The sequence below is a fragment of the Arthrobacter sp. 05L44 genome, from assembly GCF_056397605.1.
On sequence record NZ_JBFTNS010000001.1, the window covers coordinates 291,736 to 307,752 of the forward strand.

General features: G+C 69.9%; 9 protein-coding genes. 2 read left to right on the plus strand and 7 right to left on the minus strand.

Annotated features, from left to right (window positions below):
• Positions 1-148: 148 nt before the first annotated feature.
• Positions 149-1,261, minus strand: a complete 1,113-nt coding sequence (locus AC1DHY_RS01315; RefSeq protein ID WP_476878646.1) for a YlbL family protein — start codon at positions 1,259-1,261, stop codon at positions 149-151.
• A gap of 235 nt (positions 1,262-1,496) precedes the next feature.
• Here AC1DHY_RS01315 and AC1DHY_RS01320 point away from each other — a divergent pair, with 235 nt between their 5' ends.
• On the plus strand, positions 1,497-2,966 hold the full coding sequence (locus tag AC1DHY_RS01320) for a zinc-dependent metalloprotease (RefSeq protein WP_476878647.1): 1,470 nt from the start codon (positions 1,497-1,499) through the stop codon (positions 2,964-2,966).
• 25 nt (positions 2,967-2,991) lie between these two features.
• Here AC1DHY_RS01320 and AC1DHY_RS01325 read toward each other — a convergent pair whose 3' ends face one another.
• From AC1DHY_RS01325 to nudC, 3 genes are all read right to left on the minus strand, one after another.
• Entirely contained in the window at positions 2,992-3,636 is a 645-nt protein-coding gene (locus tag AC1DHY_RS01325; RefSeq protein WP_476878648.1) for a M48 metallopeptidase family protein, read from the minus strand.
• A complete protein-coding gene (locus AC1DHY_RS01330; RefSeq protein WP_476903259.1) occupies positions 3,636-5,726 on the minus strand; it encodes an ATP-dependent DNA helicase UvrD2 in 2,091 nt (696 codons plus the stop codon). Before AC1DHY_RS01330 ends, AC1DHY_RS01325 begins: the two co-directional genes overlap by 1 nt.
• A 207-nt stretch (positions 5,727-5,933) precedes the next feature.
• A complete protein-coding gene (gene nudC, locus AC1DHY_RS01335; RefSeq protein ID WP_476878649.1) occupies positions 5,934-7,040 on the minus strand; it encodes an NAD(+) diphosphatase in 1,107 nt (368 codons plus the stop codon).
• A 215-nt stretch (positions 7,041-7,255) separates the two neighbouring features.
• On the opposite strand from nudC, the gene AC1DHY_RS01340 reads away from it, so the two are divergent.
• Positions 7,256-8,611, plus strand: a complete 1,356-nt coding sequence (locus tag AC1DHY_RS01340) for a phosphotransferase (RefSeq protein WP_476903056.1) — start codon at positions 7,256-7,258, stop codon at positions 8,609-8,611.
• 42 nt (positions 8,612-8,653) lie between these two features.
• Here the strand turns inward: AC1DHY_RS01340 and AC1DHY_RS01345 are convergent, their stop codons facing one another.
• From AC1DHY_RS01345 to AC1DHY_RS01355, 3 genes are all read right to left on the minus strand, one after another.
• A complete protein-coding gene (locus tag AC1DHY_RS01345) occupies positions 8,654-12,085 on the minus strand; it encodes an ATP-dependent helicase (RefSeq protein ID WP_476903260.1) in 3,432 nt (1,143 codons plus the stop codon).
• 119 nt (positions 12,086-12,204) lie between these two features.
• The gene (locus AC1DHY_RS01350) at positions 12,205-15,417 is read right to left on the minus strand and encodes an ATP-dependent helicase (RefSeq protein WP_476879502.1); all 3,213 of its coding nucleotides are present in this window, start codon (positions 15,415-15,417) and stop codon (positions 12,205-12,207) included.
• Between the two features lie 107 nt (positions 15,418-15,524).
• Positions 15,525-15,941, minus strand: a complete 417-nt coding sequence (locus tag AC1DHY_RS01355; protein ID WP_476879501.1) for an MGMT family protein — start codon at positions 15,939-15,941, stop codon at positions 15,525-15,527.
• Positions 15,942-16,017: the final 76 nt, after the last annotated feature.

A 16,017-nucleotide genomic window follows, 5' to 3' on the forward strand; every position in this document is an offset into this window, starting at 1 on the left:
ACCTCATAGCTGGTCTCAGTGCTGCTGGTTTTCAGTTGTCTAAGTGCAAGGTGTTGCTGCAGTCTAGCGACTGCCGGCGCCGCCCAGGGGGCGGCGGCGGCCGTCATTAGTGCCACGAGTGGCGCCGGTGCTTAGTTCCGCGGCCAGTCTAGTTGCTGGTGCAGGCAGGAAGTCCGGATGTGTCGGCCCCTGACGCGGCGAGCTCGACGGCGTGGCGTGCCTGGTCCAGGGTGGCCACCTTGACCACCTGCAGGCCGGCCGGGATGTGGCCGACGACGTCGTCGCAATTTGCCGCCGGGGCCAGGAACAACGTGGCGCCGCCGGACCTGGCGCCGACCATCTTCTGGCCAATGCCGCCGATGGGGCCCACGACGCCGTCGGGCGTGATGGTGCCGGTGCCGGCAATGTGTTTGCCGCCGGTCAGGTCACCCGGGGTCACAGTGTCCACGATGCCCAGGGCGAACATCATGCCGGCGCTGGGGCCGCCTACCTGGTCGAGTGAGATTTTTACGTCAAACGGGAATTTGAACTTGTACTGCAGCACGACGCCGAGGAGGTAGCGGCCGTTTTCGGACTTGGTCGGGGTGATGCTGAGCGGCAGCTGGCGGCCGTTGCGGTCCACGGTGACGGTGACCGGTTTGCCGTTTCCGGCCGCGAGCTGAGACTGGACCACGCTCAGGGCGGTGACGGGTTTACCGTCGATGGAGACCAGCACGTCGCCGTCCTCGATCTTGCCCTTCGAGGCCGACCCGTCCGGGACGCCGGCGATCTGCAGCTTCTGTTCGAAGGCGATGCCCAGTTCCTTCAGGGCGGAGGCCACCGCGTTCTCCTGCGAGGTGGTCATGGCCACGGCACTTTCCTGCTGCGACTGCTCCTTGGTGACGCCGCTGGGGAAGATCAGTTCCTCCGGGTAGACCGCCTTGGTGGGATTCAGCCAGGCGCTTAGGGCTTCAAAGACCGTCACCGGGCCGTTGGGGCCGCCGTCGACGTAGACGGTGGTCAGATCCAGGTTTCCTTTGGCGGGAAACGCCTCGTGGCCGGAGACGGTAATGACTGGTTTGCCGTGGTCGGATCCCAGGGTGTTGAACGTGGGGCCCGGGGATTCGATCACGTACGGCACCGGGAGGCTCATCGCCGCGAGCCCGAGGGCCAGCGACAGCAGGCCGGAGACCAGCATGGTGGAGGACCGGGTGGTGTTCTCGCCGCCGCGTTCGCGGGGCGCGGTTTCGCCGGCAGGCTGGCCGCCCTGGGTAATCGTCAATGAAGGACCTCTCCGTGCCGGCGCCTGGTGCCCTTGCGGATGCGACCGCGGCGCTGCGGCCGCGACCCCGTAGCCGGTCCGCAGCCTGCAAATATTCCAGCCTCTAACACTACGCGCTCGGGCACCGCGGGGGCTCTTTGCCGACAGCGAACGTGGCCCGGTTTCGGGAGACAGCCGCTGAGCCGGAGGGGTAGCGTGAAGTTGAGCACCAGTCACACCGACGATCGGCGGGATCATGACCTCTAACCCACTAACTCCGTCCAACGGGGACGACGAACCCAAGGATCCGCTGGCGGAAATGCTGCAGAACCTGATGGGCGGCAAGGGCATGGGCGACATCGATCCGGCAGAGCTTGCCAAAGCCGCCGGGCTGCCGGAGGATCCGAACCTGCTGGCGCAGATGTTCTCGCAGGTCCAGGCCATGATGAGCGCCCCCTCCGAGGGCCCGGTGAACTGGCAGCTGGCCCATGAGAATGCGCGTCGGGTCGCGGCCAGCGGATCCGATCCTTCCGTTACAGCCACCCAGTCACGCGAGGTGGATGAGGCCCTCCGGCTGGCCGAGCTCTGGTTGGACCAGGTCACCGGGCTCCCCGCCACCGGGCTGATCGGCCGCGCCTGGTCCCGCGCCGAATGGGTCGAGGAGACGCTGGGCACCTGGAAGCGGCTGACCGAGCCGGTCGCCAACAGCATCGCCAACGCACTTTCCTCCGCCATGACCGAGCAGATGCCCGAGGAAATGAAGTCCATGATGGGCGGCGCCTCCTCGATGCTGCAGAACATGGGCGGAGCCATTTTCGGTATGCAACTTGGCCAGGCCATCGGCGCGCTCTCCGCCGAGGTGGTCAGCTCCACCGATATCGGTGTCCCGCTGGCCGACCTGGAGATGGCATTGTTGCCGGCCAACGTGGCGAAGTTCGGCGAGGGCCTGAGCCTGCCGGAGAACGACATTCGCCTGTTCCTCGCGGTCCGCGAGGCTGCCCACGCGCGCCTGTTCGTGCAGGTCCCCTGGCTGCGCGGCCACCTGCTCGGGGCGATCGAGGCCTACGCCCGCGGCATCCACATCGACACTTCCAAGATCGAGGAGCTCGCCCGGGACCTGGATCCCAGCAATCCCGAGGGCATCCAGGAAGCGTTGTCGCAGGGTGTCTTTATGCCGCAGCGGACCCCCGCGCAGGACCAGGCGCTGGAGAAGCTCGAGACCGCCCTTGCCCTCGTGGAGGGCTGGGTTGATGAGCTAACGGCCGCGGCGACCGGCAAGATGCTCCCCTCCGCGGCTGCGCTGCGCGAGACTGTGCGCCGCCGGCGGGCCACCGGCGGACCCGCGGAGCACGCGTTCTCGTCCCTCGTCGGCCTCGAACTCCGGCCCCGCAGGCTGCGCGAGGCCGCTACGCTATGGGCCCAGCTCAAGGAAGAACGCGGCGCGGAGGGCCGCGATGCCATCTGGCAGCACCCCGATCTGCTGCCCACCGCCGAGGACCTGGACGACCCCAAGGGCTTTAGCGAACGCCGCAAACTGGCCGAGGCCAGTGATACCGAAGTCGACGATGCCCTGCAGAAACTGCTCAGCGGCGGGTTCGACACCACCGGTCCGGAGCAGGACGGGACTGCCGGGGCCGCGGGAACTGATGGCCCCGCCGGGCCTTCCGGTGATGTGCCCGGCAACGAACCCGGTGACAAACCCGGCGACGGCAGCCCGAAGGCCTAACCGGCCCGTCCACGCCGGGGCGAACCTAGCGCAGGGCCGGGTCCCCGGCGTCGGCGGCCGGACCGGCGCCGTCGACGTCGTCCTCCCCCTCGGCCGGAAGGCCGCGGGCGGTGGCGAAGGAAACGCCTTCCAGGAACGCCTTGGCCCGCTCAGTCTCCGGGTAGGCCGCCAGCAGCCGCCAGAACGCGGCGTTGTGCGCTGCCACCAGCAGGTGTGCCAGCTCGTGCAGCAGCACATAGTCAATGACCCACTGCGGCATGGGCTGGAGCTTGTGCGAAAGCCGGATGGTCCCTTCGGACGGCGTGGCCGAGCCCCAGCGCGAATTCTGGTTGGTCACCCAGCGCACGGACGCCGGCACGGCCCTGCCGCCGAGGTAGCGAGCGGAGAGCTCGCTGGCCCGGGCGGCAAGCTCCGCGTCGCTGCCGGCCCGGCGTTTGCCGGCAGCTTTAGGGCCACGGGTGCCCTGGACCCGGAGTTTTTCCAGCATGCGGTGCACCCACTCGCGTTCCTGGGCGCCGCTGAAATGCGCGGGGATGGCAACGACGGCGGTCCCGTTCTCCCAGAATGCGGCCACCGTCCTGCGCCGCCGGGCCGAGCGGCGCACCTCCACCGGGGCGCCGTCGGCAGTGGTCAGCGGGGTGCCCCCGGTGTCCGCCAGACTGCGGGCCATCAGAGGCTGGAGCTTTCCACGAGGACCGTCAGCACGGCCTCGCCGTACTTCTCCAGCTTTGAGGCGCCGACGCCGGGCAGGGTTGCCAGCTGTTCGAGGGACTCCGGACGCGCCTCGGCAATGGCTGTCAGGGTCGCATCGGTGAAGACCACAAAGGCCGGGACGTCGGCCCCCAGCGCCGTTTCCTTCCGCCACTGCCGCAGCGCGTCGAACGTCTGTTCCTCATAGCTCGGCGGGCACTGGTTGCAACGGCCCACTTTTCGTTCGGCGCCTGAGGAGAGCATGCTGCCGCAGACCCGGCACGACGCCGGCACGGCCGCTTTACGGCGTGGCGCCGAGCCCTTACCACGGACGGTGGAGCTGGCCACCGAGTCGGGCCGCAGCCCGTCGAGGAACCGGGACGGCTTCCGGTTGGCCCGGCCGCCGGGGGTCCTCGCGGTGGACCAGGACAGGTGCAGGAATTCCTTGGCGCGGGTGACGCCGACGTAGAGCAGGCGGCGCTCCTCGTCCACGGATTCCGGAGTGTCCGCGAATGAGATCGGCATCAGGCCCTCGCTGAGTCCGACCAGGAACACAGCCTCCCATTCCAGGCCCTTGGCGGCGTGCAGGGAGGCCAGCGTTACGCCCTGCACTGTCGGGGCGTGCTGGGCGAGGGAGCGTTCCTGCAGCTCGTTGACAAAGTCGGCGAGGCTGAACTGCGCTCCCCTGCTGACTACCAGCTCGTCGGCGAGGGCCACGAGCGCGGCGAGCGACTCCCACCGTTCCCGGAGTGCGCCGCCGTTATGCGGGGCCGCCTCGGTGTAGCCCAGGGATGAAAGAATGTCGCGGACCAGCTGGCCGAGCGGCTCCGGTTCAGCGGTTTCGGCGACGGCCCGGGTCGCGGCACGCAGCTGAAGGATCGCGTCGCGGACTTCCTTCCGGGCGAAGAACCTTTCGCCGCCGCGCAGCTGGTAGCCGATCCCGGCGGACGCGAGGGCCTGTTCGTAGGCCTCCGACTGGCCGTTGGTGCGGAACAGCACGGCGATCTGGCTGGCCGGCGTTCCGGCGTCGAGGAGCTCTCGGATCTTCACGGCCACCGTGGCTGCCTCGGCCTCGTCGTCCGAACATTCCGTGAACTGCGGCGCCGGGCCGGCCGGCCGCTGCGCCACAAGCTGCAGCGGCGTCGCCCAGGCGGCATCGGCCACGGGTCCGCCGCTGCGCCGGCCGGCCAGCAGCTGGTTGGCGAGCCTCACCACCTGCGGCGTGGACCGGTAGTCGCGGATCAGCTTGACCACGGTGGCGTCCGGGTACTGGGCTTTGAAGCCGAGCAGATGCTTCGGCGAGGCGCCCGTGAACGAGTAGATGGTCTGGCTCGCGTCGCCGACGACACAGAGATCATCCCGGCCACCCAGCCACAGTTCGAGGAGCCGCTGCTGCAGCGGCGACACGTCCTGGTACTCATCCACCACAAAATGCCGGTACTGCTCCCGTACCGTGGCGGCGACCTTCGGATCCTCCTGCAGGATGCCCACCGTAATCAGCAGGACGTCCTCGAAGTCGATCACGTTCCGGTCCGTCTTGACGTCCTCGTAGGACTGGAAGACCCGCGCGACGGTTGTCAGGTCGAAACCGCCGGGCGTGCCTCTGCCCCGGGCTTTTTCCAGGTAGTTGGCGGGGGTGAGCATGGAAACCTTGGCCCACTCGATCTCGGAGGCGAGGTCCCGGATGGAGGCACGGTCGGTGCTGAGCCTCAGGCGGCGGGCCGCCTCGGCAATCATCTGGGCCTTGTGGTCCAGCAGATTAGGCAGTGCCCCGCCGATGGCCTGCGGCCAGAAGAACTGCAACTGGCGCAGCGCGGCGGCGTGGAAAGTACGGGCCTGGACACTGCCGACGCCGAGGTCCCGGAGCCGGCTGCGCATTTCCGCGGCGGCCCGGGCGGTGAAGGTGACGGCCAAAAGACGCTGCGGGCTATAGACGCCGGAATGCACTCCGTAGGCGATGCGGTGGGTAATGGCCCGGGTTTTGCCGGTGCCGGCTCCGGCGAGCACACACATCGGCCCGTTCAGGGTGCTGGCTACCTCGCGCTGTTCCGCGTCAAGGCCGCCAAGGATCCTGTCCTCGAGGGAGCGGCTGTCCTGGTCCGGGGCCTCCGCGGCCGGGCTGCCGTGGTGCGCCTGTCCACTGGGGAGGTCGCTGGAAGGAAAAATCTCAGTGTTCACTTCTGCTGCTTAGTTGTTGGAGGGTGCGCGGGGTTGGGCCGCGCCATGGGTCCCGCGGGAAGCCGCCAAACGGTGTCCCGGGGTGCTGGCACACGCGCGTTAGGTAGTATCCGGGCGGTCCTGGATAACGCCCCCGTACCAGTGTTCGATGAGGGCGCGCGCAATGGAGAGCCTGCTGGAGATGACGATTTCGCCGCTCAGCACGGCTTCCTGGAGCTCCTGCCGGCTGAACCAGCGCGCCCGGGTGACCTCGACGCCGTCGGGCGTGGCCTCCGTGTCCGCCGTCGTCGCGGTGAAGCCGAGCATCAGGGAGGCCGGGAAGGGCCAGGACTGAGAGCCCAGGTATTGGGACGCGGTCACCCGGACCCCGACTTCTTCGCCGATTTCGCGGACCACGGCCTGTTCGAGGGATTCGCCCGGCTCAACGAAGCCGGCAAGGGTCGAATAGTTCCGGGCATCGAGCGGGCCGCCGCCGCCGAGCAGCAGCCGGTCGTCCGGGCCGACGACGGTGACGATGATCGCCGGGTCCGTGCGGGGATAGTGCTCGGAGTTATCCGACGGGCAGCGCCGGACCCAGCCGCCGGCTTCCGGGACGGTGGCGGCGCCGCACCGGGGGCAGTGGGTGTGGGTGGCGTGCCAGTTGGCGATGGCGCTGGCCTCAATAAACAGGGCGGTGTCGATCGGGTCCAGCTGTGCGGCCACTTCGCGGAAACCCGCCCACTGGGCTCCGGCGGGGATGCCGTCGACGTGCGGCTCGAACGGCTCGGCGCGGACTTCGAACTGTTCGGGAAGGATAAAGAGCAGGAACTGGGTGCCGGCCGCGGTGCCCGCCCCGGGGAGCGCGCTGCCGAGGTAGACCACGTGTTCGGGGGCGTAGTCGGTTCCCCTCAGCCGCTGGGCGAGCGCGGCCGCGTCCAGGAAGACGAGCCCGTTGCCGCTGACGAGGGCCTGGCGCCGCGACAGCACCATCGCCTGCACGCCGCTGGTGCGGAGCAGTTCGTCCAACATCTCCGGCTTCAGCCGGGCCGCGGAGCCCCTGTCAATGAGGGCCGGGCGGACCGGCAGTACCGTGTCCCGCAGGTGGTTGGCGGGGTGGCTGTCCGGTAGGTGGTCTGCTGTTGCTGCCCCGCCCGCGCGCGCAGATTCAGGATCAATGTGTCCGGTACTGTGCCCGGCGCCGGACTCCGGTGACTCCGCAAGACTCATGTACCCACCGTACCGACCCCCGCCGACAATTGACATTTTCAGGCGCCGTCGCGGGGGCGGCCACCGCCGGCGTCGGCCCGGCATCCGGGCTGCCGATGCGCCGGCGTCGGACTGCCAGCTTGTCTGGCAAGGCTTCCTGCGCTATTTCGTGCCGATCTTTCAGACTCGCCGTGATGCATCGCCGTCTTGGGCGCGGGTCAATCTACCGTGGAAGCGTGAGAAGAGAACCCATCGAACTGGCAGCCGTAGCAACTGCGGCAGTTCCCGGCCTGACCCCGACCGCCGTGAGCTCCGCTCCGGACGATCCGGCAGACTTCGATTCCGCCCTTCTCCTGGACTCCGAAGGCAAGCGCTGGCGGGTGCGTTCCCCCCGCCACGCCGAGGCCAGCGCCCGGCTGGAAACCGAGTTCCTGGTTCTCCGAGCTTTCACCCCCGGCATCCGCGCCGAACTTCCCTTCCTGATGCCCACCGTGGCTGGAACCGTCCGGCAGGGGACGCTGAGCACGTTCGTCTACTCGCACCTTGGCGGCTCCACGCGTTCGGTGGAGGACCTCAGCACGGGTTCCGCAGCCCTGGCAGGAGAGTTGGGCGCCGCCCTGGCTGCCATCCACGACCTTCCGCATTCGCTGGTCAGCAATGCCGACCTGCCAAGCTACACGCCGAACGAGTTCCGCCAGCGCCGGCTGAACGAGCTCGACCAGGCCGCCACCACTGGCAAGATTCCCGCGCTGCTGCTGCGCCGCTGGGAGCACGCGCTGGAAGACGTCTCGCTATGGCGCTTTAATCCCAGCGTGGTGCACGGCGACCTGCACGAGGACAACCTGCTGGTCGACGGGTCCCGGGTCACGGCGGTCACCGGATGGACGGATCTGCGGATCGGGGACCCCGCCGACGACCTGGCGTGGCTGGTCGCGTCCAACAACCAGGCTTTTGTGGATGCTGTGGTGGCGCATTACACCTCCAGCCGCCGGGACGTTCCTGACGCGCACCTGCTGCGCCGCGCCGCGCTGTCCGCGGAGTTCGCCCTGGCGCAGTACCTGGTCAAGGGCCTTGCCGCCGGCGACGAGGACATGATCAGTGAGGCCGAGTCGATGCTGGAGGTCCTGGCCGAGGACGTGGCCGAACACGGCGGGCAGCCCATCAGCGTTGAGCCGCTGCCGCAGCCGGCGGTCACGGTCCAGCCGATCGACACTGCTGGGCCCGATGACATTGCTCGGCCCAACAACCCTGCTGAACCCAATGTCACTGCTGAGCCTAACGTCGCTGCCAAGCCAAACGTCACTGTTCAGCCGATCGGTGGAACGTCGACCGCGGTGCACGTCACTCCGATTCCCAGCGATGAGGTCCCCGCCGTGGCACCGGACGACCACGCCCCGGCCGGCGACCACGATCCTGGGGCCGGGGTCGACGACGCCAGTACGTCCGCCGCGGAGGCGGACGCCGCAACGGATGCCACCTCGGATGCCGACAGCGAGGACCGGCGCGATCGTCCGACGCCGTCTGCGGCCGATGACACCTCCACCACGGCCCTCACGGTGGTTCCGTCGAGCGGCACAACCCGCACCAGCTAGCCCCGCCGTACCAGTTAGCGCCGCCATACCAGTTAGCCCTGCCTAGCCGGCCAGCGCCGCGGCGACGATCCCTTCGAGCTGCTCCGCGGAACCAAGATCGTGGGGCCGGACCACGGCGTTGTCCGCCACGTAGTAGAACGCGGCCCGGACCTCGTCCAGTGGAACACCTTTCAGCCGGGACCACGCCAACCGGTACACGGCGAGCTGCACGGCTTTGGTCTTAAGTTGACCCGCCGAGGGCCGCCGCCCGGTCTTCCAGTCCACCAGGTCCCAGCCGCCGTCGGCGTCGCGGAAGACGGCGTCAATACGGCCACGGACCACGACGTCGCCGATCCGGGTTTCCACGGGAACCTCAACGTGCGCCGGCGCCCGGTGGGCCCATTCGGACTGGCGGAAGGTCTCCACCATGGCATCCAGGCCGTACGCCTCGTCAATGTGGTTATCCGAGCCCGCGGCTTCGCCAAGGTCCAGCATTCCGGTGGTGCCAAAGTACTCCTCAACCCAGGCATGGAAGGCCGTGCCCTTGCGGGCGGACATCCCCGGTTCGCGGGGAACCGGCCGCCGGAGCCTGGCCACCACGGCGGCCGCGTCCTCGTCCAGGTCCACCAAGGTGGACGCGGAAATGTGCCCCGGGAGATGGATGTCCTGGCCCGCGGACCGAAGGGAGCGCCGTTCCAGGAGCGTTGCCGCTTCCTGAGCCCACCCGGCGGCAGGCCCGCGCTGCGTCCGGGCTCCCGGCGCCGTACCGGGCACCCCTCCAGGAACCAGCCCGGGCAGGGATCCGGCATCCTGGCGCTCCAGCCTTTCCCGGACGGCGGCGGCAGCGGACTCCATCGCTGCCCGGCGCCCCGGCACGAGGCGGAGCCGGGCTCCGGTCTGCGGGTGCACGGGACCTTCCAGGGGGTCGTACGGCCACAACGCGACCTCAAGTTCGGACGTCAGCGGACTCTCCTCCGGCAGCGCGTCCTCGGCGACGGAGAGCGGGTGGATCTCCGCTGTGCCGGCTGCCGGGAGGACCTCGAGGTCTGTCAGGAACGGGGACATCTCAGCCAGTCCGGCCCGCGAACCCACCCAGGCCGCGCTGGATACCCAGAGCACATGTTTGGCCCGGGTGTAGGCCACGTAGGCGAGGCGGCGTTCCTCCGCCTCGCCGTGGGCCTGCACGGCCGACTTGAATTCCTTCTCGGCGTCCAGCCAGCCTTTCTGGTCCGGCTGATCCAGGTCCCACTGCGGCAGGTCGGCCCGGTCGCCACGCAGGGGCCACGGAAGCGCGGCGGATCCACTGCTCCAGCGCGAATCCCGGCTGCTCGGGAAGGCCCCGGCGTTCAGGCCCGGGACAAACACCACGTCCCATTCCAAGCCCTTGGAGGCGTGGACCGTCAGGAGCTGGACTGCCTCGTGGTTGACTTCGGGCGCTGCGGCATCGAGGCCGTTCTCCTCCGCCGCAGCCGCTTCAAGCCAGGCAAGGAATGCCAGCACATCCACGCGGTGCGAGGTGTGCAGGAATCCAGCCGCTGCGTCCTGGAAGGCGTCCAGGTTGCGCCGCGCCTGGTGGATGCTGATGCCGGGCCGGGCCGCGACTTCGATGTCCAGGAGCATGGCCCGCTCCACCTCGCCGAGCAAGGTACTGAGGTCGTCGCCCATAAAGCTCCGCAATTGCCGGAGCTCCGCCGAGAGCCGCTGCAGCCTCTCCTGCGCTTCCGGGCTCAGGCGGCGGCCGTGCGCGGATGTCCAGTCCGGGCGGGGCAGCCAGTCCAGCGCCTCGACGAGGCTCGCGGCGTCCGTCAGGTCACCCTCGATGACCGCCGCCGCGTCGTCGTCCGTGGCGGGATCGGCGTCGGGGTCCCCGCTCCCGGGAGAACCCGGGCGGCCCCGGCGCCTGGCCAAGTGGCTCGACCAGTCGCGGAAAGCCATCAGGTCCCCCGGGCCGATCCGCCAGCGCGCGCCGGCCAGCAACCGCATAAGGGAGTCCGAGCGGCCCGGATCGGCCAGCACCCGGAGGGTCGCCACGAGGTCGACGATTTCGGGGGTGTCCAGCAGGCCGGTGAGTCCGACAATTTCGTAGGGAATGCCGCGCGCCTCGAATTCGCGGCGGATGCACTCCATCTGGGCCCGGCGGCGGCACAGCACGGCCATGGCGGGCGGCTCCGGCTCGGCTTGGTCGGCGTTGAAGTCCGTGCGGCGGAACTTCAGGACGTCGGAGGCGATGGCCGCGGCCTCGTCCTCGTCAGTGCCGAACCGGCCCATCACCACCCGGCCCTGGACCGCGGCGGGGCTGGGCTGCAGCGGTGGGACCTCAACCGTCCCGGCGCTGTCCCGGGCCCCCGCTGCGCCGGTCTGGGCCGCCGCCTTGCTCAGCGGGGCCGAGATGACGTTCGCGGCCTGGAGGATGTTCCGGCCGTTGCGCCAGGCGGTGGTCAGGTACGACGTTGGAGCGAGCGCGAACGCCGGCACGCTGCCGGCATCGCGGGTGCCGCTGCCGGCCACCTTGACCGGGAATTCGCGGACAAAATGGAAGAGCTGGCCCGCTGACGCGCCGCGGAAGCCGTAGATGGACTGGTTGGGATCCCCCACCGCCGTGACGGCGTGGCCGTCGCCGAACAACCGGGAGAACAGGACCAGCTGGGCATGGGAGGTGTCCTGGAATTCATCCAGCAGCACCACTTTGTAGCGCTGGCGCTCGGTCTGGGCGGCGACCGGGATCTCGTTGGCCACCCGGGCCGCGAGGGCAACCAGATCGCCGAAGTCCAGAGCGCCGCGGGCCCGTTTGGCCTCCGCGTACCGGCCCACCATCTCCGCGACGCTGGCGCGGGTCCGGAGCAGTGCGCTGAGGTCGCCCGCGGCCTGGGTCGGGTTTTTCCGGGCGGTGGCGAGGTAGGGAAGGGCTTCGAACTCACTGACCCGCTCCAGCAGCCATGCCCGGACCTGCATGGGATCCTGCAGGTGTTCGGCGCACTCCCCGGCGAGCTGGATGACCGCCTTGACCAGTGTGGATTTGGCCGCGCGGAAGTGCTGGTTGTCGCCGTCGAAAGCCTCCACCACCTCACTGGCGAGCTGGAAGGACTGGGCGCCGCCGAGCAGGACCACGTCCCGTTCCACGCCCAGCCGCAGGCCGTAGTCCGAGACAATCCCGCTGGCGTAGGAGTGGTAGGTGGAGACCTTGGGTTCCAGCGCGTCCGTACTCAGCAGTCCGGCGGGGAATATCTTGTGCCCGGGATCAGCGGCTGCGATCCGTGCCAGCGCAGCCAGTTTGGCCCGGATCCGGGTAGCGAGTTCGCCGGCGGCCTTGCGGGTGAAGGTCACGCCGAGGACCTCCTCCGGCCGGACCCAGCCGTTGGCGACCAGCCACACCACCCGGTCGGCCATGGTGGCGGTCTTGCCCGATCCGGCCCCGGCGATGACGAGCCGGGGCGCCAGCGGCGAGGAGATGATCAGTGATTGTTCGGCGGTGGGGCTGTTCTTCTCCCCCAGCATGGCCGACAGTTCCTCTGGGCTGAACCGGGGCTCGGGCAGCGGTGCCGGCAGGGCCCCGCCCGGCTCCACAGCGCCCGGATTCACAGCTGCGTCCCGGCCGTCCGTCACGGTCTGGTTGTTCATTCGGTGACCTGCTTTCCGCGGGCGCAGAGGGGGCAGACTTCCGGGAGCCTGCAGCCGTGGCCGCCGTGGCCGCCTTTGGCGGGGTCGTGCCGGGCTTCGAAGGTGCTGCCGGACATCACGCGGGCGGCCTCGCCCACCAGATCCAGCGCCCAGTTCGCGTCCGGATCGAGCGGCGGCTGGCTCTGCACGCCCGGGCTCTTGGTGCTGGTGCCGAGCTGGGCCAGCACGGCACCGCCGGGCAGCGGGGGCGGTCCGTCGTCCGGGCCGGTGAACCCTCCTGCAAGCACAGCGGCCTGGTAGGCCCCCAGCTGCGGATGGCGTTCCAGCTCCGCTTTGCCGGGCTGGCGCTTCCCGGTCTTGAGGTCCACCACCACCAGGCGCCCGTCGGCGTCGATCTCCAGCCGGTCCACCTGGCCCCGCAGCACGGCGGGCCGGGCCGGCCACGCCTCGCCGGTCCCGGGAGTCTCCGCGGGGGCTACGTCGGGAAGCTTCACCTCAAAGTCCTGCTCGACGCCGAGCAGGCTGCGGCCCTCGCTCCGCATGACCAGCACGTACTGGGCGAGCTTACGGACCATGGTCTCGGCCCGCTGGTAATCGAGTTTCCCTTCCCAGTTGTCCTTCATGCCCAGGGACGGCCAGCGCTTGAGGAGCTCGGCCACGTACTCGCCTCCCGAGGCATCGGGGAGGTCCTGGGCGATGGCGTGAACCAGGGTTCCGAGGCTGCGCGCGAAATCCGTGGCGGCTTCTCCGCCGGCGGCCTGCACAAACCAGTCCAGCGGCGACTTCTGCACCGTCTCCACCTTGGAGGGTGAAACGAAGACGGTGCCGCCGGGCGGCACCACCGGCTCCGTCGATGACAGCGGCGCCAGCCCCCACCAGTCGTCCGGATGCGCTCCCGGGACGGGCGGCTGCGCGGCCGCGAGCGCGCCGAGGACGGCAGCCGCCTCGGCCGCGTCGGTGTGTCCGCCGTCGAGCTGGGCGTACTGGCGCAGCTCCGCGACCAGCGCGCGCAGGGTCAGCGGCCGTTCCACCGGGGTGAATCCGCGGCGGTCCTGATCCGGAGGCAGGGGTGAGACGTAATCGAGGAAGGAGGACGGCTGTTCATCCTCGGAGGAGACGGCGGTGCAGACCAGCACTTCCCGGGCGCGGGAAACCGCAGTGGAAAAGCTGCGGAGCTCGTCGTAGCGGATCTCGCGGAGCCGGCTCATCGGATCCAGCTGCAGGGCGTACTGGACTCCGTGTTCGACGGCGTCGGCGAACAGGGTGCTGCCGAGCAGTTCGCCGCGGAGCCGGGTGTTGGGCCACACGCCTTCCTGCAGCCCAGGGACGATCACCACCGGCCATTCGCGTCCCGCCGCGCTGGCCGGCGTCATAAGCTCCACGGCGTCTTCCAGCTGTGCGCGGGCCGCCAGCGTGTCCATGGGAAGTTCCTGGCTGACCAGGTACTCGAGGAACTGCTCCGGGCCCGATCCGGGGAGCTGGTCCACGTACCGTTCGGCCGTGTGGAACAGGGCCATCATGGCGTCCAGGTCCCGGTCGGCACGGGCTCCGGCGGCCCCACCGGAGAGGGCTGCCTCCGTCCACCGGCGGGCGAGGCCGGTGGAATGCCACAGGGCCCAAAGGACGGTCTCGGCGTTGCCACCGGGGGCGCCGGCGGCCTCGCGGCCGGCCTGGATCATCCTCGCGACCCGGCGGGCGGAGTGCCCCTCGATGCCAAGGGTGGCCAGGGCACCCGGCTCAAGCAGCGCCTCCACGAGGAGCGCGTCGCTGGTCCGGCCGCCGCCGCCCAGGAGCTCTTCTCGGCGGAGGGACTGGCGGAGCCGGCGCAATTCGATGGAGGTTGCGCCGCCGATCCTTGAAGTCAGGAGCGAGACGGCGGCTTCGGGGGTCAGGACCGCGGGGTCCAGGGCGACGGCGTACGCGTCCAGCAGCGGCCGGACGGCCACCTCGTCCCGGACGGCGGATTCGGCCACCGGGATCCGGACCGGGATGCCCTGGCCGGCGAGGTGGCGCTGCAGCTGGCTGAGCTGGCCGCCGTTACGGACGATCACGGCGATGTCCGAGAGGTCCCGGCCGTCGTTGAGCTGCGCTTCCAGGATGCGCTGGGCGACGTAACGCAGTTCATGCACAGGGGAGGGCAGCAGGTGCGCCTCAACAACCCCGCTGCCTCCGGATGCCGGCGGGTGCGGCTGCTCGAGCCGGCGAGCCGAGGAACCGCCTGACCGCAGCGAAATCCGCTCGGCGACGCCCTGCCAGGCGTCCGCGACGGCCGGGCTGTGGCGGTGGGCCGTCCACAGCGGCCGCTCCAGCACAGTGCCCCCGGCGGGGGCAAGCAGCCGGGGCAGTTCGGCTACCAGGTCCGGCCGGGCGCCGCGGAACCCCTGCACCACGGTGTCCGGGGACGACGTGACAAGGGCGTCCTTTCCGGCGGCGATGTCGGCGAGCAGTTCGAAGACGGCGGGGTTTGCCTCCTGGATGTCATCGACAAGGATCAGCTGGAGCCGGTCCCGCTCGGCGGCCAGGAAGCCGGGCGCGTCCTGGAAGATCTGGCGTGCCGCCGTAATGATGCCGGCCGGGTCAAAGGATTCGGGCATCCGCAGGTCCAGGACGTCCCGGTACTCGGCGTACAGGGCCGCCGCGGCCGTCCAGTCGGGCCGGCCGCAGCGCACCGCGAGGTCCGCGAGGTCTTCTGCAGTGCGCCCGGATTCGATGATCCTGTCAAACAGCTGGCGGACCTCCTGCCGGAAGCCGCGGGTCTGCAGGGCCGCGCCGAGGTCCTCCGGCCACGGAAGCTCCAGCCCCGGCTGGGCATGGCCTTCGAGGAGTTCCTTGATGATGAGGTCCTGTTCCGGCCCGGAGAGCAGCTTCGGGGCACGCGGCAGGGGAAGGATGCCCTCGGCTTTGGCCCGACGGATCAGGTCGAAGGCGTAGGACGCCCAGGTGCGGGCCGGCGTCGTGCTCAGGCTGCGGTCCAGGCGCGCCGTGAAGCGGTCACGCAGCGCATCGGCGGCAAGCCGGTTGGGAGCCAGGATCAGGATCCGTTCCGGATCCACGCCCTCGTGCTGCGCCCGGCGTACCGCGGCTTCCACCAGCACCGTGGACTTGCCGGTGCCGGGCGCCCCGGGAACCAGCACCGGGCCCGAGCCGTGGCGGAGCTCGACGGCGTCGCGCTGGTCCGGGGAGAGCACCGGGACGACGCTGTGCTGCATCCGGGGCGGCAGCAGCCGTAGCCCGGTTCCGCCACCCGGGGTTCCGGGCGCGGCCGGGCGGGAGCGGTTCTGGCTGGTGGAGGTGGGGCTGGTGGTGGTTGAGCTACTCACACGGTCATTTCATCATTGGGGACCGACAATCTATGCAGGTCGCGTTCGAGCCGCTCGGCGAGGGCGTCAATCCGGTCGAAGTCCTGCTCCGACGGCGCCCACCGTGCTGCCGCGAGGTCCACCCGCCACCGGCCCTCGCCGGTTTTCCTGTAGTCCTCATAGCTGCCGCGCAACGGTGTCCCCTCGGCCAGGTAAAGGCCGAGGGCCTCGTATTCGTGGCCGGGTGGGGCGTCCCCGTTGGCCTTGAGGATCCGCCACCAGGGAACGGCGCTGCCGTGGTGGCTCATGACGGAGCCGACCTGGCGGGGGCCGCCGGAGCCAAGAAGTTCGGCAACATCCCCGTATGCGACGGCGGTACCCGCCGGCACCATGGCCGCCAGCTCCAGCACTGCCTCAACATACTCCGTCCGCATGCACCCAAGGTTACCGTCGCGGAGCGCCACGGACCGTCGTCGGACCTCACCGCGGGGCGTTGCCGGAAGTGTCGGT

What these genes read in the sequence shown, in the direction of transcription:
- AC1DHY_RS01320 (WP_476878647.1), top strand. Translation starts at nt 1,497, where the DNA reads ATGACCTCTAACCCACTAACTCCGTCCAACGGGGACGACGAACCCAAG.
- AC1DHY_RS01325 (WP_476878648.1), bottom strand. Translation starts at nt 3,636, where the DNA reads ATGGCCCGCAGTCTGGCGGACACCGGGGGCACCCCGCTGACCACTGCC.
- nudC (WP_476878649.1), bottom strand. Translation starts at nt 7,040, where the DNA reads ATGAGTCTTGCGGAGTCACCGGAGTCCGGCGCCGGGCACAGTACCGGA.
- AC1DHY_RS01345 (WP_476903260.1), bottom strand. Translation starts at nt 12,085, where the DNA reads ATGCTGGGGGAGAAGAACAGCCCCACCGCCGAACAATCACTGATCATC.
- AC1DHY_RS01350 (WP_476879502.1), bottom strand. Translation starts at nt 15,417, where the DNA reads ATGCAGCACAGCGTCGTCCCGGTGCTCTCCCCGGACCAGCGCGACGCC.
- AC1DHY_RS01355 (WP_476879501.1), bottom strand. Translation starts at nt 15,941, where the DNA reads ATGCGGACGGAGTATGTTGAGGCAGTGCTGGAGCTGGCGGCCATGGTG.